The 21,956-nt window shown below is 70.4% G+C and carries 19 protein-coding genes and 1 tRNA gene; 9 read left to right on the forward strand and 11 right to left on the reverse strand.

Features of this window, described 5'->3' with window-relative positions; translation table 11 throughout:
* Positions 1–46: 46 nt before the first annotated feature.
* A complete protein-coding gene (locus ESG85_RS36635; protein WP_281288005.1) occupies positions 47–181 on the forward strand; it encodes a hypothetical protein in 135 nt (44 codons plus the stop codon).
* A gap of 287 nt (positions 182–468) precedes the next feature.
* Here the strand turns inward: ESG85_RS36635 and ESG85_RS17740 are convergent, their stop codons facing one another.
* The gene (locus ESG85_RS17740; RefSeq protein ID WP_246094871.1) at positions 469–648 is read right to left on the reverse strand and encodes a helix-turn-helix domain-containing protein; all 180 of its coding nucleotides are present in this window, start codon (positions 646–648) and stop codon (positions 469–471) included.
* Between the two features lie 370 nt (positions 649–1,018).
* On the opposite strand from ESG85_RS17740, the gene ESG85_RS17745 reads away from it, so the two are divergent.
* The 3 genes from ESG85_RS17745 (at position 1,019) to ESG85_RS17755 (ending at position 3,726) form a co-directional block, all read left to right on the forward strand.
* Positions 1,019–1,510, forward strand: coding sequence for a GNAT family N-acetyltransferase (locus ESG85_RS17745; RefSeq protein ID WP_128980365.1), 492 nt, complete (start codon positions 1,019–1,021; stop codon positions 1,508–1,510).
* A 339-nt stretch (positions 1,511–1,849) separates the two neighbouring features.
* Positions 1,850–2,914: a trypsin-like serine peptidase gene (locus tag ESG85_RS17750; RefSeq protein WP_128980367.1), complete on the forward strand. Its 1,065-nt coding sequence runs from the start codon at positions 1,850–1,852 to the stop codon at positions 2,912–2,914.
* Positions 2,915–3,117: 203 nt separating this feature from the next.
* Positions 3,118–3,726, forward strand: a complete 609-nt coding sequence (locus ESG85_RS17755; RefSeq protein WP_128980369.1) for a DUF6461 domain-containing protein — start codon at positions 3,118–3,120, stop codon at positions 3,724–3,726.
* A 186-nt stretch (positions 3,727–3,912) separates the two neighbouring features.
* Here the strand turns inward: ESG85_RS17755 and ESG85_RS17760 are convergent, their stop codons facing one another.
* The 9 genes from ESG85_RS17760 to galU form a co-directional block, all read right to left on the reverse strand.
* The gene (locus ESG85_RS17760) at positions 3,913–4,563 is read right to left on the reverse strand and encodes an ABC transporter ATP-binding protein (protein WP_128980371.1); all 651 of its coding nucleotides are present in this window, start codon (positions 4,561–4,563) and stop codon (positions 3,913–3,915) included.
* 68 nt (positions 4,564–4,631) lie between these two features.
* Entirely contained in the window at positions 4,632–6,767 is a 2,136-nt protein-coding gene (locus tag ESG85_RS17765; RefSeq protein WP_164986260.1) for a bacteriocin-associated integral membrane family protein, read from the reverse strand.
* Between the two features lie 657 nt (positions 6,768–7,424).
* Positions 7,425–7,498 (reverse strand) — tRNA-Ala (locus ESG85_RS17775).
* A gap of 159 nt (positions 7,499–7,657) precedes the next feature.
* Positions 7,658–8,863, reverse strand: a complete 1,206-nt coding sequence (gene sepX, locus ESG85_RS17780; RefSeq protein WP_128980375.1) for a divisome protein SepX/GlpR — start codon at positions 8,861–8,863, stop codon at positions 7,658–7,660.
* Positions 8,864–9,009: 146 nt separating this feature from the next.
* Positions 9,010–9,633 carry a GNAT family N-acetyltransferase gene (locus tag ESG85_RS17785; RefSeq protein WP_128980377.1) on the reverse strand — a complete coding sequence of 208 codons (624 nt, stop codon included), beginning with the start codon at positions 9,631–9,633 and terminating at the stop codon, positions 9,010–9,012.
* Positions 9,630–10,142, reverse strand: coding sequence for a MogA/MoaB family molybdenum cofactor biosynthesis protein (locus ESG85_RS17790; protein ID WP_128980391.1), 513 nt, complete (start codon positions 10,140–10,142; stop codon positions 9,630–9,632). Before ESG85_RS17790 ends, ESG85_RS17785 begins: the two co-directional genes overlap by 4 nt.
* A gap of 119 nt (positions 10,143–10,261) precedes the next feature.
* Positions 10,262–10,747 (reverse strand): cyclic pyranopterin monophosphate synthase MoaC, encoded by a 486-nt coding sequence (gene moaC / locus ESG85_RS17795; protein WP_128980379.1) that lies wholly within the window; start codon positions 10,745–10,747, stop codon positions 10,262–10,264.
* Positions 10,748–10,850: 103 nt separating this feature from the next.
* Positions 10,851–12,128, reverse strand: coding sequence for a molybdotransferase-like divisome protein Glp (glp, locus tag ESG85_RS17800; protein ID WP_128980393.1), 1,278 nt, complete (start codon positions 12,126–12,128; stop codon positions 10,851–10,853).
* A gap of 265 nt (positions 12,129–12,393) precedes the next feature.
* The gene (galU, locus tag ESG85_RS17805) at positions 12,394–13,293 is read right to left on the reverse strand and encodes a UTP--glucose-1-phosphate uridylyltransferase GalU (protein ID WP_128980381.1); all 900 of its coding nucleotides are present in this window, start codon (positions 13,291–13,293) and stop codon (positions 12,394–12,396) included.
* A gap of 357 nt (positions 13,294–13,650) precedes the next feature.
* Here galU and ESG85_RS17810 point away from each other — a divergent pair, with 357 nt between their 5' ends.
* Positions 13,651–14,214: a 5-formyltetrahydrofolate cyclo-ligase gene (locus ESG85_RS17810; RefSeq protein WP_128980395.1), complete on the forward strand. Its 564-nt coding sequence runs from the start codon at positions 13,651–13,653 to the stop codon at positions 14,212–14,214.
* 20 nt (positions 14,215–14,234) lie between these two features.
* Here the strand turns inward: ESG85_RS17810 and ESG85_RS17815 are convergent, their stop codons facing one another.
* Positions 14,235–16,985 (reverse strand): penicillin acylase family protein, encoded by a 2,751-nt coding sequence (locus tag ESG85_RS17815; protein ID WP_128980383.1) that lies wholly within the window; start codon positions 16,983–16,985, stop codon positions 14,235–14,237.
* Positions 16,986–17,208: 223 nt separating this feature from the next.
* On the opposite strand from ESG85_RS17815, the gene ESG85_RS17820 reads away from it, so the two are divergent.
* The 4 genes from ESG85_RS17820 (at position 17,209) to ESG85_RS17840 (ending at position 21,933) form a co-directional block, all read left to right on the forward strand.
* A complete protein-coding gene (locus tag ESG85_RS17820) occupies positions 17,209–18,780 on the forward strand; it encodes a potassium/proton antiporter (protein WP_128980397.1) in 1,572 nt (523 codons plus the stop codon).
* Between the two features lie 244 nt (positions 18,781–19,024).
* Complete coding sequence (locus ESG85_RS17830; RefSeq protein ID WP_128980385.1) at positions 19,025–20,305, forward strand: MFS transporter; 1,281 nt, start codon at positions 19,025–19,027, stop codon at positions 20,303–20,305.
* Between the two features lie 68 nt (positions 20,306–20,373).
* Positions 20,374–20,682, forward strand: a complete 309-nt coding sequence (locus tag ESG85_RS17835) for an FmdB family zinc ribbon protein (protein WP_128980387.1) — start codon at positions 20,374–20,376, stop codon at positions 20,680–20,682.
* 366 nt (positions 20,683–21,048) lie between these two features.
* Complete coding sequence (locus tag ESG85_RS17840; RefSeq protein WP_128980389.1) at positions 21,049–21,933, forward strand: IS982 family transposase; 885 nt, start codon at positions 21,049–21,051, stop codon at positions 21,931–21,933.
* The last annotated feature ends 23 nt before the right edge of the window (positions 21,934–21,956 follow it).

The raw sequence follows: 21,956 nt of genomic DNA on the forward strand, positions 1-21,956 counted from the left end.
ACGGCCGACCGCCGCTGTACGTCTTCCTCCTCGAGGACGGTGCACGGTGACGCCGGAGTGCGAGTTCGGCGAGCACGCCTGGTGCAAGACCGGCGAGGTCCGCACCTGCTACGGCGACCTCGTGTTCCCCGCCCGGACCTGTACCTGCCCCTGCCACACCAAGGACGGAGAGGAGTCATGACGAAACTCTGCGCGTACTGCGGCCGGCAGATCCGGGGCGAGGCGACCCCGCTGGCTGACGACGCGGGAAGCGGAGCGCACGCTGTGGCCTACTGGCACACGGACCGAGCCGAGTGCGGGCCGCGCCTGCCGCCGCTGCCCGGGCCGGGGGTGACCGTGCCGCCGCGGTTCGTACCTCTCGGCCGCGACGGCCGACCTTGAGTTCCTGCCCGGCGTGGTCACGGCGGACCACGGCGGGCAGGGCCAGACCGCCCCGGCCGGTATCCGTCCCCCGCGCCCCGGCCGGGGCTACCGCACCAGCTCGGAAAGGGGGACACCCAGGGCGTCGGCGATCCGGACGAGGTCCGTGAAGCGCGGGTCACGCTCGCCGCGCTCGTATCGCTGGATGCTGCGCCGCTCCATGCCGATGCGGTCGGCTACCTGGTCCTGTGACAGGCCGGCTGCGCGGCGGGCTTCGGCGAGGCGCACACCGAGTTCCCTGCGGCGTTGGAGGACTGCTTCGGGCAGGGGTGTTCGTCGTGCTGGCACTCCGCCAACGCTGGGCGGATGACGATCTTGGGTCAGTACCCAAACGGTCGCTTCTTGAGTACAGTCCCCCGGTATACCAAGCGGAGGAGTCGGTTCCCTTACAGGCTCCTGCCGTCCGTGAATCTTCGGCGAGATGCGGGCGGTAGGATTCGTAGCCCCGGTCACTGCGACCGGGGCTACTCTTATCAGGGCTGGTCAGGGGCGCGCGTTTCACACACGATGCTCGTCGTGACAGTGAGCATCCCGGGAGAATACCGACACCCAACGGCGGCACCCGACCGACGTTTCGCATAGATGTACGATCTCCCGCATGGATATTCGCACCAGCTCCTTCGATCACCCGGACGCGGTCAAGCTCAACGACGCCGTGCAGCTGGAGTACGCCGAGCGCTACGCGGATGACGACGGCGACGGTGAGGGCGATCTCACACCGCTCGACGCGTCGATGTTCGCCCCGCCGCTGGGCCTCTACCTCCTCGCGTACGACGACCAGGGCCGGCCCGTCGCGTCGGGCGGCTGGCGCACACAGGACGCGAACGACGAGGGCTACGCGGACGGCGACGCGGAACTGAAGCGGATGTACGTGGTCCCGGAGGCCCGCGGCCTGGGTCTGGCGCGCCGCATCCTGGCACTCCTGGAGGCGGACGCGCGTGCGGCCGGCCGCACGCGCATGGTCCTGGAGACCGGCACGGCCCAGCCGGAGGCCATCGCGCTCTACGCCTCGAGCGGCTACGAGCCGTGCGCGAAGTTCGGCTACTACCGCGACTACCCGAACAGCCGCTGCTTCGCGAAGCCGCTGTAGAGGGCTGGCGGGCCCGGGCGCGCCGGCCGAGGGCCCGCACCGGGCGGCCCCGCGAAAGAGCCGCGACCCGGGAATGACCGTGCCCCGGGAATGACCGTGCCCGGGAATGACCGTGCCCCGGGGATGACCGTGCCCCGGGGATGACCGTGCCCGGGAGTGGCCGTGTCCGGTAAATGACCATGCCCCGGGAATGGCCACGACGCGGGAATGGCCGCAACGCGGGAAATGGCTGTGACGCGCCCCTGACAAACCTCTCCGGCTCTGGCACGCTGCCCACGCACGAGCACGTCGATCCGCACCGTTCTCATCCCCCACCTGCCTCGGCAGAAGGAGACATGCGTGAGACGCCATCGCTTCGCCACAGCCGTCCTGTTGACCGCCGGCACCCTGTTCGCCGGCGGGCTGGCCACGACGGGAACCGCGCAGGCGGCCGACAACACCGGCCCCGCCCCCACCGGCTCCTCTCCCACCGGCCACACGTTCACCGCCGCGCAGCGGCACGACACCGCCGCGTTCTGGACCGCGGACCGGATGCGCTCGGCGACACCCCTGGACCTGAAGACCACTCCGGACGCCCTGCGCCAGGTCCCCCGCGCCGCCACTCCGACGACGATCGCACCGACCACCGCCGACTCGGTCACCGCCGGTTCGGTCACCGCCGGTTCGGTCACCGCTCGCTCGGTCACCGCCGGATCGGCCACGTCGGCCGTCGGCCCGGCCGCCTTCCCGCAGGCGGGCGGGGCGTGGACGGGCGGCGGTGCGGTGGTGAAGACCTCGGGGCGGGTCTTCTTCACCTTCCAGGGCCGTACGGCCTCCTGCTCCGGCAACGCGGTGACCAGCCAGAACGCCAGCACCGTCATCACCGCCGGCCACTGCGTGAAGTACCAGGGCGCCTGGCACACCAACTGGGTCTTCGTCCCCGCGTACGACAACGGGAACGCGCCCTTCGGCCAGTGGACGGCCACCAAGACGCTCACCACCCCGCAGTGGGAGGCGAGCGAGGACATCAACTACGACGTCGGCGCGGCGGTCGTGGCCCCGCTGAACGGCCAGACGCTCACGTCGGTCACGGGGGCGCAGGGCATCCAGTTCAACGGCGGCTACAACAAGGCGATGTACGCCTTCGGCTTCCCGGCGGCCTCGCCGTACGACGGCTCGAAGCTGATCTACTGCGCGGGCAACTCCTCGAAGGACTTCCTGTTCTCGCAGGACCACTCCCTCGGCTGCAACATGACCGGCGGCTCCAGCGGCGGCCCCTGGTTCACGTCCTTCAACGAGGCCACGGGCACCGGCCTGCAGTCCTCGGTGAACAGCTTCGGCTACACCTTCCTGCCGAACCGCATGTTCGGCCCCTACTTCGGCACCGACGCCCAGAACCTCTACAACAAGGCCCAGGCATCCTGACCTTCAGGCCCCGCACAAGAGCGGCGATCCCGCCCGGTCTTGCGACCGGACGGGATCGCCGTCGTCTGTGGGGTGTCCACGAGTACGCCCGACCAGGCACTCCAGAGGCACACGAGGATCACGGCCCGAGCCGGAGATCGTTTCCCACTCCGCCGGCCACCGGTCGCCGTCCACTGTCAGACGCAGGGGCAAGGATGGGCTGCATGACGAAGACCGGAGCGGACTACGCATGGTTCGAGGACGACTTTCCAGACATCGCCGAGGCGTACTGCTTCACCCTGGTGCGGGGGCTGTCGCCCGCCGAGCTGACGTCCCGGTTCGAAGGACGGCCGGAGGCACCCCTCCAGGGCATCGCCGCAGTCGTCGACGCTGCCTTCGCCCAGTACGACGACCTGGAGGAAGGGGACCGACAGCTGCTCGCCATAACGACCGTCGGTAGCTGGACCCTGCTGATCGAACCCAACGGCTACTTCGGAGTCACCGAAGAACGCGCACTGCCCGCCTCCGCCGGGGCAGTCTGGGTCTCGCACTTCGTCAACATCAACGGCGTCGGCACGTTCCTCTGGGCAGAGGACCAGGCGCTGCGACTGTGCTTCGACCCCATGTTCCCGGAGGACCGCTGGGGCACGGCGCCCGACGAACTCCTCGACGTCATGCAGCGGATCGGCTTCCACTTCGACGACGACGCCCCGGACAGGGATCTGTCCTCACCCGCGGCGTTCGCTCTGGCCGAGCACCTGACCGGCGTCGCCATCACCCCCGCGCTGCTCCAGGACACGACGTTCACCTGCGCCACCCTACGAACCCGCTGACCGCTCCTCATGGGCCAGGCAGAAGTTCGGCGAGGCTCCATTGCCAGAGGTCGCCCCCGGCATCCGCCGACCCACCTCTGATCGGTACCCCTGACCAGGCTTTTCAGAAGCGTACGAAGATCGCTTCCCAAGCCGGCAGAGATCGTTTCCCACCCGCCGGCCTCGACGCCTCCCCCGCTGTCAGACTCACTTGGATACGAGCGGCGCTCCCACGGCAAACACGTTGTCACAGGCATCACGGACGGTGTCGTCATGTGTGGCGATCACTACTGCACACCCGGCTCGGCTCATTTCCCGTAGCGAGTCCAGAACCATGCCGGTGTTGTCACGGTCCAGAGCGGCGGTCGGCTCGTCCGCGAGGACGAGCCTCGGCTGCTGGACGAGGAGACGGGCGAGAGCCACACGCTGCTGCTCGCCACCACTGAGGCGGTGGACCGTCTCCTTGTGCCGCCCAGCCAGCCCAACGCGCTGCAGTGCTTCCGCGACGGACGGGCCGGCCTGGTCCCGGAGCGCGCGACGCGGCTTCACCGCCACTTCCAGGTTCTCCTCGACGGTGGCGTTCTCGATGAGGGCGTACCCCTGGAAGAGGTAGCCGAGAACATCCCTGCGAAACAGGCGTGCCTCGCGCCTGCCGAAACGTGTGATGTCCTTCCCCTCGTGGCGAATGACCCCGGCGTTCGGCCTGTCGAGCAGCCCCAGGCAGTTCAGGAGGGTCGACTTGCCGGAGCCGCTCGGACCGACGAGGGCGAGCATTTCGCCAGGACCGACCGTCAGGCTGACATCGCGCCACAGCGTTCGCTCGCCACAACTCTTCGACAGTCCCTCGACGTCAATCACAGTTGCACTCCGGCTGGATGGGGGTTGCTTCGGCTCTCGAGGAGTCACGCCTCGGATGTCTCGAGGAGTCATGCCTCGGATGCGCCTTCCTTCACGATCCTGCGGTGGAACGCCGATAGGGCGAGGAGAATCACGGCGAGTTCGACCACGGCAAGGCCGGCGATGATGCCCAGGTCTGCGAGTCCGACGCGCAACGGAGGGAAGGGGGCCGGCAGACCTGCCGCGGTGAACTCGGCGATCTCCCGGTTCTGCTGCCACACCTCGATGGGAATCCGTATGGCGAAGACGATCGCGATGGCCGCCTCCACCGCCAGAATGAAGCGGTGGGATGCGGCAAACGTCCAGCCACTGATGTGACGCACGAAGATGGCCTGGGCGTTCTTCCTCGTGTAGATGATGCAGATTCCGACCCCCGCGACCAGGAGCACCGCCACCGCAAGGGCCAGGTTGAACATCTGCAGCCGGAAGTCGCCGACCGCGTCACTCAGCTCCGTTGCGATCCGCTGCCCGACCGGGGAGACGGACGACACATAGTCCCGCAGCCCTTCCGACGCGATGGCGTTCAGGGCGTCGTCGGGGTCGGGGAAGATGACGCCTTCCTGAGTTGCGAAGGTGGCGTAGGCGTCGTCGGTGAGGAAGTCTGACCCGTTCGGGACCACGACCACGATCGGATCGCGCATCAGCGATCTGTCCTCGTTCGCAGGGTGCGCCGAACTGTAGACCAGGGCACCGGTGTTGTACCCGAAAAGTCGCTGCCCGTTCTTCGCGCCGAGCGTCTCGACGGGGATGTTCCGGCTGAGCCCCGGGTCGAGCTTCCTGGAGACCGCCTTGGTGATCGCTTCCGTGTGGGGAGCGTAAGACACGGGAATGATCACGCGCACGGGGCGGGGCTGCGAGGTCCTGGTGCCGCCTGTTGCGGGGACGTAGCGCCGGCCCTCCTGGTCGAGAACCGGCTGCTCCCGGACGTAGGTCTCGTTGACGATGAGGATCTCGCCCGCCGGCAGGTTCGCATCCGGTGCCGTCATCTGGAGATCCCCCCGGCCGGCAACGACGATCTCGCCTCGCGCATCCGCCGCCCGGAGCCACGGCCCGACCTTTCGGTCCAATTCGTCGAGTCGGGTGGCGAACGCACCGCTGAGACGAATCGAGACGGCATCCCCCACGCTTCGGTAGACGTCGCGGTTCTCTTGGCGTTTCAGGACGTTCTGGCCGGCCATGACGACGCTCAGCGCGATGCTCAGAGCGAGGAGGAGCGCCGGTACGCGGACCACGTAGAGGCTGATGGTCGCCGCTCGCGAGGGCAGTTCGCCCTTCAGGGACGAAAGGATTCCGACCCGGAAGACGAGCGCGAGCACCGCGGCGTGGGAGCCGAGCACGAGGAGGGTCAGAAAGGCGGCGATTCCCAGGGCGATCGAGGCGAACAGACCGAGCCTGGCACAGCCGTTGTAAAGACCGAGAGCACTGAGCGTCACCGCCACCACGCCACCGAAGGAGACGAGCCAGAAGCCCGCTGTCTGCCTCAGATCGCGCATCAGGATGGCCGTGTAGGACATGCCCTGCAGGCGAAGAACGGCGTACGTCTTCGCTCGCAGCAACACACTCGCCCCGGTCAGGGTCACAACGGCAAGGGCCATGACGCCCAGCGACCAGGGCAGGGGATCGCCTGAGTAGTCGGTCGCCAGCGTCGCGTAGGACAGCGGGTAGGCCACGTTCACACGGAGCCCGAGCTTGCCGAACTCGCCGACCAGGGCGTCGACGGATTCCGGCGGCCCGAAGACGTGGTAGGCGCCGCGGGGATCGAGGTGCTCGATCTCGGATATGGGATGGACACGGGTCTCGACGTTCCGGCTGAAGGACGGGTAACCCTCGTCCAGCCACGCCCCCGTCGCCGACCCACGGTCTCCCGTGGCGAGGTACAGATGCCGGAGCCCCTCGGGGTTCTTCAGATCCGGCACCTCGCGGGCCACACCGACTCGGCTCTCGGCCGCGACCGACCTGATGACATCCACGACGCGCGCGGAGCTCACCGAGCCATCGGAGTCGATCACGTCGACCAGGGCGACACTTCCCAGAACTCGGCTCTCGTCGAGCCCTCGCACGAAGAGGAAGGCAAGGAGGGCGGAGAAACCCAGTACGACGACATGAACAAACCTGCCGCCGGGTGCGGACTGGCCCCTGGCGAGCTCCATGCGGTACGCGGCCACGATCTGCGCGCCATGCCGCAGGACGTGGTGCTGGTCGACCCGCCATGGCTGGACCGCCTGGTGGCCTGCCGTGCGGAGTGGGAAGTAGCCCTCGGTGAACTGGCCGGGGACACCTACCTGTTCCGCCCGAGAAGGAAGGCCGGGGCCGCGAAGACCCTGGTCAGCTCGTGGTCGCTCCGGCACTGCCCGCACGCGGGGCTGCCCCGCCTTGAGGCACACCGACTGCGGACGACCTGGATCGTGGGTCTGCTGCGCCAGCGCATCAACCCCGTACTAATCGCACAAGCAGCGGGAAAGAGATCGGCGGCGGCTCTCGGACCCTCCACTGGGAACCCCCGCTCTCCCTTGAACAGGCGGCCGCGCTCCTACGGGGTGCACGCCCGTGATGCGGCGCCGGCAGGACGCCCGCCACCGTCCGCCCGCTGACCGAGCCCACGCGGAACAACCCCACATGGCAGAAGCACGCTGATGACCACCATCGGCGTGCTTCCCCATGCCCGGAGCCAGGTGAGCACGCGCAGCACGCTCGCCACGCCGCCCCGCCACCGACACCCAGACCTCCTAGAAGGCCCAGAAACGACGAGATCCCATCCGATCGAAGTGATCGGATGGGATCTCGTGAACCGTCCTGGAACCATCTCAAGAACGATCCGTCTGTGGACCTGAGGGGATTCGAACCCCTGACCCCCTCGATGCGAACGAGGTGCGCTACCGGACTGCGCCACAGGCCCCTGCGACGTGTGAAACATTAGCATCCCGACCGGCGTCCGAGGAAATCCGTTCCTCCGCAGGTCAGCGACCTTCGTTTGCCGCGGGCGGTCGCTCGCCGTCCCGGCAGGCGGGCGGTGGGCGACCAGGGCGGCCGGGTGGGTGATCCGGCCGCCGGGTGGTCACTCGTTGGCCGCGCGCGGGCGGTCGTCGTCCGCGTACTGGTCGAAGAGCGGCGTCCGGCCGTGGTCGCGGCGGCCCCGCGGCGGTGTGGTGCGCTGACGCGGGGCAGGCGCCGGCGTCGGGGCCGGGTCGGCCACCGTGGACGAGCGCGCCGAACTCCACGTCTCCGGGTCCGTGACGTCGACACCGCTCGAGGCGCGCGGGGCGACCGGCGCGGTGACGTACGTGGGGAGCGGGACCGGGATCGGGTCCCAGCTGTCGCCGCGGGCCGGGCCGCGCTCGCGCTGCTGGTCGACCCACTCCGCGTGGTCCGTCTGCTCCACCAGCGCGCGGCGGTCCGCCTCCTGCGGGGAGACGGGCGGCTCGGCGGGCCGGTCCTGGGCGGGCTCCGGCTCGGGCGTCGGCGCGGGGCGGCGGCTCTCGCGCAGCCGGGCCGCGGCGGCCTCCGCGTTGCGCCGGTCCATCACGTACACGAACCGCCGCCGCTCCTGCACGCGCAGATAGACGATGTACGCGCTGAGGAGGACGGCCGGGATGCCGGGGGCCCACAGGAGCGCCAGGCCGCCGACGGCCGCGACGATCGCGCCGAGCGTGAACGCCAGGAAGAGGATCACGGTCGTGCGCCGGCGTCGTGCGAGGACCTTCGTCCTGCGGGCGCGCTCCGCCGCCGCGCCCGCGCCCGGCGCACCGGCGCCGCCGCGCCGGGCGGAGGCCTTGGACGCCGGCACGGAGCCCGGAGCCGGCGCGGAGGCCGAAGCCTGTGCCGGGCCGTGCGCGGGTGCGTGCGCCGGTCCCTTCGCCTGCCCCTGGGCGTGCGCCGGGGCGTGCGCCTGGGCGTGGCCGGAGGCCTGGGGGGACGCCTGTGGCGAGGAGGGAGTCCGGGTCGGGTCGGGGACCTCCAGGCGGGCTTCCGTCCTGGCCGCGGGCGCGCAGAAGTCCCGGACGTCGACCGAGCTCAGTTGCTCCGTCTCCGCGTCCGGGTCCACGTCGGGCGCCACGTGGTCCGCCGCACGATCCCGGTCCCTCAGCTCCTTGGCGTAACGGCGCTCCATTCCCGCCCGTCCGGACAGCAGCCGGATGGCGGTGCTGAAGCGTTCCGTCGGACGGGCCTCGTTCAGCTCGTCCTGCCTGCGGAGCCACATCGGCACCAAGTAGGCGGCCCAGGCCCCGACGATGACTGCGTAGATGAGGCCGCTGCTGCTCACGCTTCACACGGTAGAGGGGTTCGGGTGAGGGCATCGGCCAATTGGGCCGGTGTGTCGCACGATCTGGCTGATATCACTGAACTTTTTTGTGATTGTTCAGATCGATTGACACTCAACCGCCGATCAAATTCGAACACTTATGGGAATTACTGGTGCTGCCGACGCGACTGCGACTGGTGCCAGCGACGCAGCAGACCTTCCGGTACCTCTTCCGCCGTCAGCGCGAAGACCAGGTGGTCACGCCAGGCGCCGTCGATGTGGAGGTAACGCGGCCGCAGCCCCTCCTCGCGGAATCCCAATTTCTCCACGACCCGCCGCGAGGGGCCGTTCTCCGGGCGAATGCACACTTCCATCCGGTGCAGTCCGACCGTACGGAAACAGTGGTCCACCGCGAGCGCGACCGCCGTCGGCATGACGCCGCGGCCCGCGACGGCACGGTCCACCCAATACCCCACGTGCGCGGAGCACATCGAGCCCCAGGTGACGCCCGCCACCGTCAACTGCCCGACCAGCTGCCCCTGGTACTCGATCACGAACGGCAGCATCCGCCCGGCGTTCGCCTCCGCCCGCAGATGGCGCACCATCTGACGGTACGTGGGGCGCTGGGCCATCGGCCCGCCCGGACCGGGCGGCGGAACCGTCGCCTCCCACGGGCGCAGCCAGTCGCGGTTGCGCCGGTTCACCTCGCGCCAGGCCCGCTGGTCGCGCATCTTTATGGGGCGGAGCAGCACCTCGCCGTCCACCAGGACCACGGGCCAGGACGGGATCATGACTCCGGACCCGCTTCCGCCGCGGGTCTCGGGTGGTCACCGCCGCGGATCTGGTCCACGGCATGGATCAGCAGCGGCTCCAGGACCGCGAGACCGTCCCGTACCCCGCCCGTCGAACCCGGCAGGTTGACGATCAGCGTGCCCCGGGCGACACCGGCGAGCCCGCGCGACAGCGACGCCGTCGGCACCTTCTCCCGGCCGTACGCGCGGATCGCCTCCGGGATGCCCGGGATCTCGCGGTCCAGGACCCGCCGGGTGACCTCGGGCGTCTCGTCGGTGGGCGAGATCCCGGTACCGCCCGTCGTCACGATCACGTCGAACCCGGCCTCGACGCCGGCGCGCAGCGCCGCCTCGACGGGCGCACCGTCCGGCACGACCTGCGGGCCGTCGACGGCGAAGCCCATGCCGCGCAGCGCCTCGGCGATCAGGGGACCGCCCTTGTCCTCGTAGACACCGGCGGACGCCCGGTTGGAGGCGGTGACGACGAGCGCGGCGTACGGGGCGAGCAGCGCACCGCCGGTGTCGGCACCGAGCGCTGCCGGAGCCTGCTCCTCGGGTCCGCGGTGCTCGGCGCGGTGCCCCTGGTTCTCATGGTGCTCGTGTGCGCCCGTCACCTTGCCCGCGCGGGTCACGAGGCGCTCCGCGTCCAGTGGCCCGACTTGCCGCCCGTCTTCTCCTCCACCCGTACGTCGGAGATGACCGCGCCCTTGTCGACCGCCTTGACCATGTCGACGACGGTCAGCGCCGCCACCGACACCGCCGTCAGGGCCTCCATCTCGACGCCCGTGCGGTCGGTGGTCTTCACCGTCGCCAGGATCTCCACGGCGTCGTCCGTGACCGTCAGGTCGAGCGTCACGCCCGAGACCGCCAGCGGGTGGCACAGCGGGATCAGGTCCGGGGTCTTCTTCGCGCCCATGATCCCCGCGATGCGGGCGGTGGCCAGCGCGTCGCCCTTGGGCACGCCCTCGCCGCGCAGCAGCTCGATCACGCGCGGCGAGACGAGGACCCGTCCGCTGGCACGGGCGGTACGGGCGGTGACGTCCTTCGCGGAGACGTCGACCATGCGGGCCGCCCCGGCGTCGTCGATGTGGGTGAGTCCTTGCTGCGTGCTCATGGCCGTGACACTCCCGGTCGCTGTGTGGGACGACACGGTACCCCCACCGAGGCCCGTCCACCGGATCAGGACCAGGTGGTGGTCATCCGGCCCGGGCCCCTCCTCACCCGAGGAGCAGCACCTCCAGCTCCGCGCCCGGCTCCACGGTGGTCGCCTCGTCCGGTACGACGAGCAGCGCGTCCGCGTGGGCGAGCGCCGCGATCAGATGGGAGCCCGCGCCGCCGACCGGGGTGACGGTGCCGGACTCGGCGTCGTACGTCCCGCGCAGGAACTGGCGCCGCCCGGCCGGCGAGGACAGCGCCCGGTCCGCCTTGAGTACCGCCCGCACCCGGGGCCGCTGGGCGTCGGGCCGGTCGGCGAGCCCCATCAGGGCCCGGATCGCCGGCCGTACGAACAGCTCGAAGGAGACGTACGAGGAGACCGGGTTGCCCGGCAGCGCGAGCAGCGGGGTGTGGTCGGGGCCGATCATGCCGAAGCCCTGCGGCTTGCCCGGCTGCATCGCCAGCTTGCGGAAGTCGACCTCGCCGTCCGCGGTCAGCGCCTCCTTCACCACGTCGTACGCGCCGACGCTCACACCGCCCGTGGTGACGAGCAGGTCGGCCCGGATCAGCTGGTCCTCGATGGCGGAGCGCAGCGACTCGGCGTCGTCGGCGACCGCGCCGACCCGGTAGGCGATGGCTCCGGCGTCCCGCGCGGCGGCGGCGAGCGCGAAGCTGTTGGAGTCGTAGATCCGGCCCTCGGCCAGCGGCTCGCCGGGCTGGGTGAGCTCGCTGCCGGTGGAGATGACGACCACCCGCGGGCGGGGCCGCACGCGCACGGTGCCGCGGCCGATCGCCGCGAGCAGACCGATCTGCGGCGGTCCGAGGACCGTGCCCGCCGCGAGCGCCAGCTCCCCTGCGGTGACGTCGCTGCCTCGCGCCCGGACGTGGGCGCGGGCCTCGGCGGGGCGGTGCACGCGGACCTCGCCCCCGGCGCCCTCGGGTGCGGCGCTGGCGGGGCGCATCGTGCCGGCCGCGCCTCCACCGGTGCCGCCGTCGGTCCACTCGACGGGGACGACGGCCTCGGCGCCGGGCGGCAGCGGGGCGCCGGTCATGATCCGGGCGGCCTGCCCCGGGCCGACCTCGGGCAGGCCGCCGGCCCCGGCGGCGACGTCGCCGATCACGGTCAGGACGGCGGGGAACTCCTCGCTCGCCCCGGCCACGTCGGCGACCCGCACCGCGTACCCGTCCATGGAGCTGTTGTCGAACGGCGGCAGCGCGACCGGCACCGTGACGTCCTCGACGAGGACGCATCCCTGGGCGTCGGGCAGTTGCAGCTCGATGGGCTCGAGCGGGGCGACCGCCGCCAGGATGTCGGCCAGGTGCTCGTCGACGGACCACAGGCCCTGGGCAGGACCGGCGCAGGGGTCACCGGCCGCCTGGCCGGAGTGGCCGTGGTCCTGCCCTTCGACGGCGCCATGGCCGTGGCCGTGACCGGTGGCGGCGCCGTGGCCGTGGTCATGGCCGGTGGCGGCGCCGTGGCCGTGGTCGTGGCCTGCGGCAGCGCCGTGGCCCTCGTCATGGCCATGGCCAGCGTCATGGCCCTCGCCCTGCCCCCGGCCGCCCCCCTCGTGGGCCGACGGTGCCGTACCGCTGCTGCTCAAGGTGCTACATCTCCTCGCTGACGTAACTGCGGAGCCAGGTCCGGAAGTCCGGCCCCAGATCATCACGTTCGCACGCCAGTCTGACAATGGCACGCAGATAGTCGCCGCGGTCACCGGTGTCATAGCGGCGGCCCTTGAAGACCACACCGTGCACCGGCCCGCCGACCCGCTCGTCCTGCACGAGCTTCTGCAGCGCGTCGGTCAGCTGGATCTCGCCGCCGCGGCCCGGCTCGGTCTCCGCCAGTATCCCGAAGACGGCCGGGTCGAGGACGTAACGGCCGATGATCGCCAGGTTGCTCGGCGCCTCCGACGGTTCCGGCTTCTCCACGAGGCCCGTCACCTTCACGACGTCCGACTCTCCGGTCGGGCCGACCGCCGCGCAGCCGTAGAGGTGGATCTGCGAGGGCTCGACCTCCATCAACGCGATCACGCTGCCGCCGAACCGCTCGCGGACCTCGACCATGCGGGCGAGCAGCGGGTCGCGCGGGTCGATCAGGTCGTCGCCGAGGAGAACGGCGAAGGGCTGGTCGCCGACGTGCGGCGCGGCGCAGAGGACGGCGTGGCCGAGACCGCGCGGGTCGCCCTGGCGGACGTAGTGCATGGTCGCCAGGTCGTTGGACTCCTGGACCTTGGCGAGCCGCTCGTCGTCGCCCTTGCGGACGAGCGCCTCCTCCAGCTCGTAGTTCCGGTCGAAGTGGTCCTCGAGGGGACGCTTGTTGCGGCCGGTGATCATCAGAACGTCGGAGAGTCCGGCGGCCACGGCCTCCTCCACGACGTACTGGATGGCCGGTTTGTCGACGACCGGCAGCATCTCCTTCGGCGTCGCCTTGGTGGCCGGCAGGAACCGGGTGCCGAGACCGGCGGCCGGGATGACAGCCTTTGTGATGGACGGCGTCTGAGTCATGCGGAGCACCCTAGCCGTTCGGTATGGGAAGGAAATGAGAGAAAGCCGAGAAAAAGCTGCGAAAACGCTGCGAGGGCGCCATGGGAAGGACATGGCTCTCGTGTGCTTTCCCCAACTCTCGTACCGCTACCGCCCGATACAAGAGGGATACGAGCCGTCTTGACCGCCGAACCGACCTCCGAACCGGCAACCGGTCCGACCTCCGGACCAACCGCCGAACCGACCGCTGAACCGGCCGCCGGGCCGTCCTCCGAACCAGCCGCCGAACCGGCCGCCGCACCGTCCTCCGGACCGAACGCTGAACCGGCCGCCACACCGTCCTCCGGGCCGACCGCCGAACCGACCGAGAAGGCGCTCCTGCGACGCGCCCTGCTCACCGCCCGGGCCGCGCTGACCGACGAGGACCGGGTCCGGACGGCGGAGCTCCTGGCACGCCACGCGCTGGAGCTCGCCGAGCTCGCGGAGGCGGGCACCGTCGCCGCGTACGTATCCGTGGGGCGCGAACCGGGCACCCGCGCGCTGCTCGACGCGCTGCGCGAGCGGGGCGTACGGGTCCTGCTGCCGGTGCTGCTTCCCGACAACGACCTGGACTGGGCCGTGTACGAGGGCGCCGCTCGGCTGGTGAAGGCGGGCCGCGGGCTGCTCGAACCGGCCGGCGAGCGCCTCGGGCCCGAGGCGGTGTGCTCCGCGGACGCGGTGCTGCTGCCGGGGCTCGCGGTCGACGGGCGCGGCATGCGCCTCGGCCGCGGCGGCGGTTCGTACGACCGCGTCCTCGCCCGGCTGGCCCAGGCGGGGGCGGATCCGGCGCTGGTGGTGCTCCTGTACGCGAACGAGGTGGTCGCGCGGGTCCCGGAGGAACCGCACGACCACCCCGTCCACGCGGTGGTGACCCCGGAGGGGGTCCGGCGCTTCGAGCGCTGAGGAGCCGTCCGGCCGGGGCCCTACGGCTCCAGCTTCAGGGTGTCCTGGGTGGTGGCCTCGACCGCCGCCTGGCCGAAGGACCAGTCGAGCAGCTCGCCCTTCACCCACTTGTCCGTCTGGTCGGTGTAGTGGCTGTGGAAGGCGTGGCCGGAGGCGCCGGTGAGGTTGATCCACCGGGACTTGTCCCAGTCGCCGACGTTGACCACCATCCGCATCGACGGCACCCAGATCACGTCGTAGCCGCCGGCCGCGTTCCAGCCGGTGGCGTCGACGGCCGCCTCACCGCCGCCGAGGTTCCACGGGCCGCGGTTGAGCAGCGCCTGCAGGAAGCCGGGGCCGGCCGTGCCGAGGGTCTGGTTCTTGAGGGTCAGCTGGTGCAGCCGGCCCCAGCTCCAGGTGGAGACGTCCTTGCCGAGCTTGGCGGTCAGCTCCCAGCGGGCGTCCTTCATGGCCTGCGCGAGCAGCTGGTCGCGGGTCTCGGTGGGGGCGTTCAGCCGGTCGCCCGGCGTCTTCCACCACTCGTTCTTCTCCTGCTCGAGGAGCGGGCGCACCACCTCGTACCAGCGGTCGCCGCCGTCCGGCTGAGCGGTCTCCGGGTCGCGCTCGCCGCACTCGGGCACCAGCTTGCCCTGCTCGTCGACCGGGCCGGTGACGTCCGTGACGCGGACGTTGATGCACTCGCCCTCGACGCGCAGCTCCTTGGGCAGCTTGTTGCCGAAGGCGAGCTTGAGGACGTTGCGCCAGACCGCGTTGAAGTACGCGGCGGCGGCGGAGTCCGGCTCCTGGGTGTAGTCCCAGCCCTCGAGGAGCTTCTGCGCCTCGCGGACCTGCGGGTCGGCGATGTCGATCTTCAGCAGGAGCGGGTTGAGCAGGGTCGCGATCTCGCTGCGGTTGTCCATCTGCATGGTCTGCATGTCGTCCGGCGAGATCTTGCCGCCGTCCTTGGTCTTCGACTCGATGAGGTCGTTGATCCGCTGGCTGCGCGAGCCGTAGCCCCAGTCCCGGGTGAGGAGGTAGGGGTACTTCTTCTCGTCGATCACGGCCTGGTTCGCGGTGACGATGTAGCCGCGCTTCGGGTTGTACTCGTACGGCAGCTCGGCGAAGGGGATGTAGCCCTTCCAGTCGTACGAGGAGTCCCAGCCGGGCGCGGGCAGGGTGCCGTCGTGGTTCGCGGCCTTGGTGCGGACCGGGATCCTGCCGGGCGCCTGGTAGCCGATGTTGCCGGCGGTGTCGGCGTAGATCAGGTTCTGCGACGGGACCTCGAAGTTCTTGGCGGCCGCGCGGAAGGACGCGAAGTCCTTGGCACGGTTGAGCTCGAAGACGGCGTCCATCGACTTGCCGGGCTGCAGCGCGGTCCAGCGCAGGGCGACGCCGTAGCCGCTGGTGCCGCGATCGGGTGCGGCGTTGCCGACGGGAGCGGTCTTGCCGACCTTCTCGAGTTCGGTGGAACGGTCGGACACCAGCGGGCCGTGCTCGGTGGAGCGGATCTGGATGGGGCGGTCGGCCCCGCCGGCGACCTTGATGACCTCGTCGCGGACGATGAACGGCTTGGTCTTTCCGTCGACCACGTAGCCGTCGGTGACGATCTTCTCCAGGTAGAGGTCGGTGACGTCGGCGCCGAGGTTGGTGAAGCCCCAGGCGATGAAGTCGTTGTGGCCGATGATCACGCCGGGCATGCCGGAGAAGGTGTAGCCGGCGACGTCGTAGCGGCAGGTCGCGGAGACGGAGCGGCAGTGCAGGCCCATCTGGTACCAGAGGGACGGCAGCATCGGCGAGAGGTGCGGGTCGTTGGCCAGCAGCGGCTTTCCGGAGGTCGTGTACTTCCCGGAGACCACCCAGGAATTGGAGCCGATGCCGTTGCCGTTGGGGCCGAGGAGGGCCGGGATCCCGTCGAGGGTGTCGGAGAGCGCGGCGAGCTGGGACTGGATGCCGTTCCGGCCGCTTCCGGTGCCGGTGCCGGTGCCCCCGGCGGCGGTGCCGTCGTCGCCGCTCTTCGCCTTGGCCTCGGGGTCGAACTTGCCGGTGATCTTGTCGACGCCGCCCCGGTCGACGATCGGCTGGTGCAGCTCGTACGGGTAGCCCGGGTAGAGGTCCTTGATCTGGCCCGGCTCCAGCCGGCCGGCCATCAGGGAGCGGTCGATCTCGTCCTGCATGTTGCCGCGCAGGTCCCAGGCCATGGCCTTGAGCCAGGCCACCGAGTCGACCGGGGTCCACGGCTCGATCTTGTAGTCGTTGCTGAAGGCCAGGGCCGCGTACTCGACGGAGATGTCGGACGGGTCGCGGTCCTTGAGGTAGGCGTTGACGCCCTCGGCGTAGGCCTGGAGGTTCTTCTTGGTCTCCGCCGAGAGGACCTTGTCGTACTCCTGCTGCGCGACCCGGCGCCAGCCCAGCGTGCGCAGGAAGGCATCGGTGTCGACCTGGTCCTTGCCGAACATCTCGGAGAGGCGGCCGGCCGTCATGTGGCGGCGGACGTCCATCTCGTAGAAGCGGTCCTGCGCCTGGACGTAGCCCTGCGCGCGGAACAGGTCGGCCTCGCTGTCGGCGTAGATCTGCGGGACGCCGTAGGCGTCGCGCTTGACCTCGACGGGGCCGGAGAGCGCGTCGATCCGGATCGTGCCCGTCGTCTGCGGGAACGAGCCGCGGACGGTGCTGACGCCCCAGTACGTCCCGTACCCGATGCCCGCGAGCAGCGCGAGGACCAGGACGAGGACGATCAGGCGGGCGCGCCGCCCCTTCTTCTTGGCGGGGGGCGCGGTCGTGTTGGAGGGCATCGCTGTCCTTCGAGGGGCAGGGTGGTCCTGGAGTACGGGAGCAACCTTAGGCGCAGCGTCCGGAGGGCCCGGACGCGGTGTCAGGAAGAGGCCGTTCTCAGCCGTGCTGATGTGCGATGCAACACCAAGGAGCCGTCAAGGCGCCATTAAAGATTAGGTAAGGTAACGAAGTACCGGCGTGGAGGAACACTCGGCCGGCACACGCGAGGGGAAGGAACGGCCACTGACTGTCCACCAGCTCAACGAACTCCTGCTCATCTGCTCGCTCGTCCTGCTCATCGCCGTCGCGGCGGTGCGCATCTCGTCCCGGAGCGGGCTTCCCAGCCTCCTCCTCTACCTCGGGATCGGGATCGCCATAGGGCAGGACGGCATCGGCAACGTCGCCTTCGACAACGCCGAACTGACCCAGGTGATCGGCTATGCCGCACTTGTGGTGATCCTGGCCGAAGGTGGTCTGGGCACCAAGTGGAAGGAGATCGAACCCGCGCTGCCCGCGGCGGTCATGCTGTCGACCGTCGGCGTCGCGGTGAGCGTGGGCATCACGGCCTCGGCCGCCCACTACGTGGTCGGCCTGGAGTGGCGGCAGGCCCTCATCATCGGCGCCGTCGTCTCCTCCACGGACGCCGCCGCCGTCTTCTCCGTCCTGCGCAAGGTGCCGCTGCCGTCCCGCGTCACCGGCGTCCTCGAAGCCGAGTCCGGCTTCAACGACGCCCCCGTCGTCATCCTCGTCGTCGCCTTCTCCACCGCGGGCCCCATCGACTCCTGGTACGTCCTCGTCGGCGAGATCGCCCTCGAACTCGCCATCGGCGCCGCCATCGGCCTCGCCGTCGGCTTCGCCGGCGCCTACGGGCTGCGCCACGTCGCCCTGCCCGCCTCCGGCCTCTACCCGATCGCCGTCATGGCCATCGCCGTCGTCGCCTACGCCGCCGGCGCCATGGCCCACGGCTCCGGCTTCCTCGCCGTCTACCTGGCGTCGATGGTGCTCGGCAACGCCAAGCTGCCGCACGCCCCGGCCAACCGGGGCTTCGCCGAGGGCCTGGGCTGGATCGCCCAGATCGGCATGTTCGTCCTGCTCGGCCTGCTCGTCACCCCCCATGAGCTCGTACGCGACTTCTGGCCGGCCATCGTCATCGGCCTGGTCCTGACCGTGATCGCCAGGCCCATGGAGGTCCTGGTCAGCCTCCTCCCCTTCCGCATCCCCTGGCAGGAGCAGGCCCTGATGTCCTGGGCCGGCCTGCGCGGCGCCGTGCCGATCATCCTGGCCACCATCCCGATGGTGTCCGAGATCGACGGCAGCGAGCGGATCTTCAACATCGTCTTCGTGCTGGTCGTCGTCTACACCCTGGTCCAGGGCCCGACGCTGCCCTGGCTGGCCAGGGCCCTCAAGCTCGGCGACCAGGGCGAGGCCTCCGACCTGGGAGTCGAGTCCGCCCCGCTGGAGCGGCTGCGCGGACACCTCCTGTCCGTCTCCATCCCCGACGGCTCCCGGATGCACGGCGTCGAGGTCGCCGAGCTCCGGTTGCCGCCCGGTGCCGCCGTCACGCTGGTCGTCCGCGAGGACAAGAGCTTCGTCCCCGGCCCCGCCACCGTGCTGCGACGTGGCGACGAGCTGCTCGTCGTCGCCACCGACCCGGTCCGCGACGCCGCCGAACGCCGGCTGCGGGCCGTCGGCCAGGGCGGAAAGCTGGCCGGCTGGCTCGGCACGGGCGGCCCCCGAGCCACCGCGGCCCCCGACGGCGACCAGACCGACCTCCGTCGGCCCTTCCGGAGGTCCCCCAGACGAACATCCGGTTGATCGCAGGTATCCATTCGGGTCAGCGGCGCATTCCCAGGCGGGAACACGCCCTTCCCTGTACCATGAAGGCACACTAGATCGAACCAACTCTGCCTGACGCAGAGCTGGCGCGACCGTATGGCGGCCGAGGCGCCCTCCGCAGAGGAGCCCGGTATCTACCGCAGTTCCGCGCAAGAGGACAGCTCTCGGCGACGCCCGCACCACCGTGCACGGCCCGCTACCAGGCGGCAGAAAGGCATGGACCGTGGAGTCCACGGTCGTCTCCGAGAAGCGGCCCGGGTACGGGCAGCTGCTGCGCACCCCCGGAGCACTCTCCTTCCTCCTGCCGGGCTTCGCCGCCCGCCAACCGTTCGCGATGCTGACCATCGGCATCGTGCTGCTCGTCCAGCACACCACCGGCTCCTACGGCAGCGCCGGTGCCGTCGCCGCCGTGACCGGCGTCTCCATGGCGCTGTTCGCTCCGCAGAGCGGCAAGCTCGCCGACCGCCTCGGCCAGCGGGCCGTCCTCGTCCCCGGCGTGCTGATCCACACCGCCTCCGTCTCCCTTCTCGTCGCGCTGGCGCTCGGCGGCGCCCCGCTGTGGGCCCTGTTCCTCGCGGCGGTCCCCTCCGGCGCCTCGGTGCCGCAGGTCGGCCCGATGGTCCGGGCCCGGTGGGCCGCCAAGCTGGACGGCACGCCCCTGATGCCCACCGCCGCCGCGTTCGAGTCGGTCACCGACGAGTTCACCTTCGTCGTCGGCCCCGTCCTCGCGACCGCCCTGTGCACCGGCGTGCACCCGGCGGCCGGCCTAATCGCCGAGGCCGCGCTCACCCTGGTCGGCGGCCTGTTCTTCGCCGCCCAGCGCGCCACCCAGCCCGCTCACGGTCTGGCCGCCGCGGCTGGTCACGCCGACGGCGAACCGCGCCGCTCGGCCCTGTCCATCCCCGGCGTCCGGGTCCTGGTCATCGCCTTCCTCGGCATCGGCTCGGTCTTCGGCGGCATGCAGGTCTCCCTCACCGCCTTCTCCGAGGAGATCGGCAACCCGGGCGCCAACGGCCTCCTGTACGGCGTCTTCGCCGCCGGCAACATGCTCGCCGGCATCGCCATGGGCGCCGTCGCCTGGAAGGTCGGCCCGCGCCGTCGTCTGCTCCTCGGCTACGCCGGTCTCACCGTCGCCGCCTCCCTTCTGTGGTCCGTCCACTCCGTCCTGCTGCTCGGCGCCCTCGGACTGGTCGTGGGTCTGTGCATCGCCCCGGCCCTGATCACCGGCTACACGATCGTCGAGACCCTGGTCCCGGCCACCTCCCGCACCGAGGCCTTCACCTGGCTGACCGGCGCCGTGGCGCTGGGCCAGGCCGCCGCCGTCACCGTCGCCGGCCGGCTCGCCGACGCCCACGGCGCCAGCGCCGGATTCCTGGTTCCGATGGCGGGCACGCTGCTCGCACTCGTCACCCTCATCGCCCTCCGTTCGCGGCTCCACCCCCGCCCGGCGAGCCGGGTCGCGGCACGTGGTATCGGTCACCGAGTTCCCGTGGCGGTGGACTGAACCGACGGAATACGTCACTATGGATCGTCGTTAGCACTCGATGAGTGTGAGTGCCAGGAGGAAGACAAGTGCCGACCTACCAGTACCAGTGCACCGAGTGCGGCGAGGGCCTCGAGGCGGTGCAGAAGTTCACGGATGACGCTCTGACCGAGTGCCCGAACTGCAAGGGACGCCTCAAGAAGGTGTTCTCCGCGGTCGGCATCGTGTTCAAGGGATCCGGCTTCTACCGCAACGACAGCCGTGGCTCGTCGTCCAGCAGCTCTCCCGCGTCGTCGAAGACCTCGTCTTCGACATCCGCCTCTTCGACGTCGACGTCTTCCTCGTCCTCCTCGGACGCGAAGCCCGCGGCCTCGACGAGCTCCACGCCGGCGGCCTGACCTCCGTTCTGCTTGTTCTTCCCGATGCCCCGCCGCCTCGCGCGACGGGGCATCGGCGCGTTTCCAAGGGTCTGACGTCCGCGCCCCCACAGGTCGGGCCTGCTGTGCGGGGCTAACGGCCCGTGGTCTGTTGTCGGCGGTTCGGTGTGCGCATTCTGTTATGCGCGGTTCGTTATGCGCGGTTCGTTGTGCGTGGTTCGTTGTGCGTGGTCCGGTCTCCCGTCAGGGTCTGCCGACCGGGGTCGCGGACGGGGACCCGGCCGGGGCTCGATTCAGGGGATCGACGATCGGGTGGGGCGGCTAGATGAATGAGTCCGATGTTCGTGCTGGTCGCGACCATGACGAAGGGCGCCCGTTGGTCAGTGTGTGAAAACAAACCTGGACGCCCTTCTGGCGGCACTGTACGTGTTCATCGACGACCATGTGGCGCCTTGTCGCCGGATCGGGCGACCCCCGAAACTCACGGACGCCGAACTGCTGTGCCTGGCCGTCGCCCAGGTCCTGCTCGGCTTCCCCTCGGCCCGGCACTGGATCCGCTTCGCGCATGCCCGGCTGGGACACCTGTTCCGCTACCTGCCCCAGCAGTCCGCCTACAACAAGCGCCTCAACGCCGCAGGTCCGCTGATCAGCCAGGTGATCGAGGCACTGGCCCGGCAGGTGCCGACCTGGAACGACGACCTGCGGCTGATCGACTCCACCCCGCTGCCCTGCGCGGCCTCCCGCGAGACCGTCAAACGCTCCGAACTGGCCGGGCACTGCGGATACGGCTACTGCCGCAGCCACTCCCGCTTCTTCTGGGGCTTCCGGCTCTACCTGGTCACCACCGCCGAGGGCATGCCCGTCACCTGGTGTCTGGCCAACCCGAAGATCGGCGAGCGGGAGGTGATGGCCGCCCTGCTCGAACACGACCACCACCTCGTCCGCCAAGGGCAGGTGATCCTCGCCGACAAGGGCTTTGCCGGGAAGGAGTTCGAGACCTTCGTCAGCGAGCGCCTCGGCGCCCACCTCGTGCGGCCGGACCGCAAGGACGAACCGGTCCGGCACGGGAAGATCGCCCGGGTCCGACAGTGGATCGAGGCCGTCATCGACACCCTCAAAGGCCAGCTCAGCCTCGAACACCACGGCGGCAGAACCCCGGCCGGTGTCTTCGCCCGCACCGGACAACGACTCCTCGCCCTGGCCGCCGGCATCTGGCACAACTGGACCACCGGCGCCGCAGTCAAACGCTCACTGATCGCCTACGACCACTGAAAACATCGGACTCATTCATCTAG

This window comes from Streptomyces roseicoloratus (assembly GCF_004117935.1).
GTDB lineage: Bacteria > Actinomycetota > Actinomycetes > Streptomycetales > Streptomycetaceae > Streptomyces > Streptomyces roseicoloratus.

Coding starts and splice junctions, on each gene's coding strand:
- ESG85_RS17745 (WP_128980365.1), top strand. CDS start 1,019: ATGGATATTCGCACCAGCTCCTTCGATCACCCGGACGCGGTCAAGCTC.
- ESG85_RS17755 (WP_128980369.1), top strand. CDS start 3,118: ATGACGAAGACCGGAGCGGACTACGCATGGTTCGAGGACGACTTTCCA.
- ESG85_RS17785 (WP_128980377.1), bottom strand. CDS start 9,633: ATGATCCCGTCCTGGCCCGTGGTCCTGGTGGACGGCGAGGTGCTGCTC.
- moaC (WP_128980379.1), bottom strand. CDS start 10,747: ATGAGCACGCAGCAAGGACTCACCCACATCGACGACGCCGGGGCGGCC.
- galU (WP_128980381.1), bottom strand. CDS start 13,293: ATGACTCAGACGCCGTCCATCACAAAGGCTGTCATCCCGGCCGCCGGT.
- ESG85_RS17815 (WP_128980383.1), bottom strand. CDS start 16,985: ATGCCCTCCAACACGACCGCGCCCCCCGCCAAGAAGAAGGGGCGGCGC.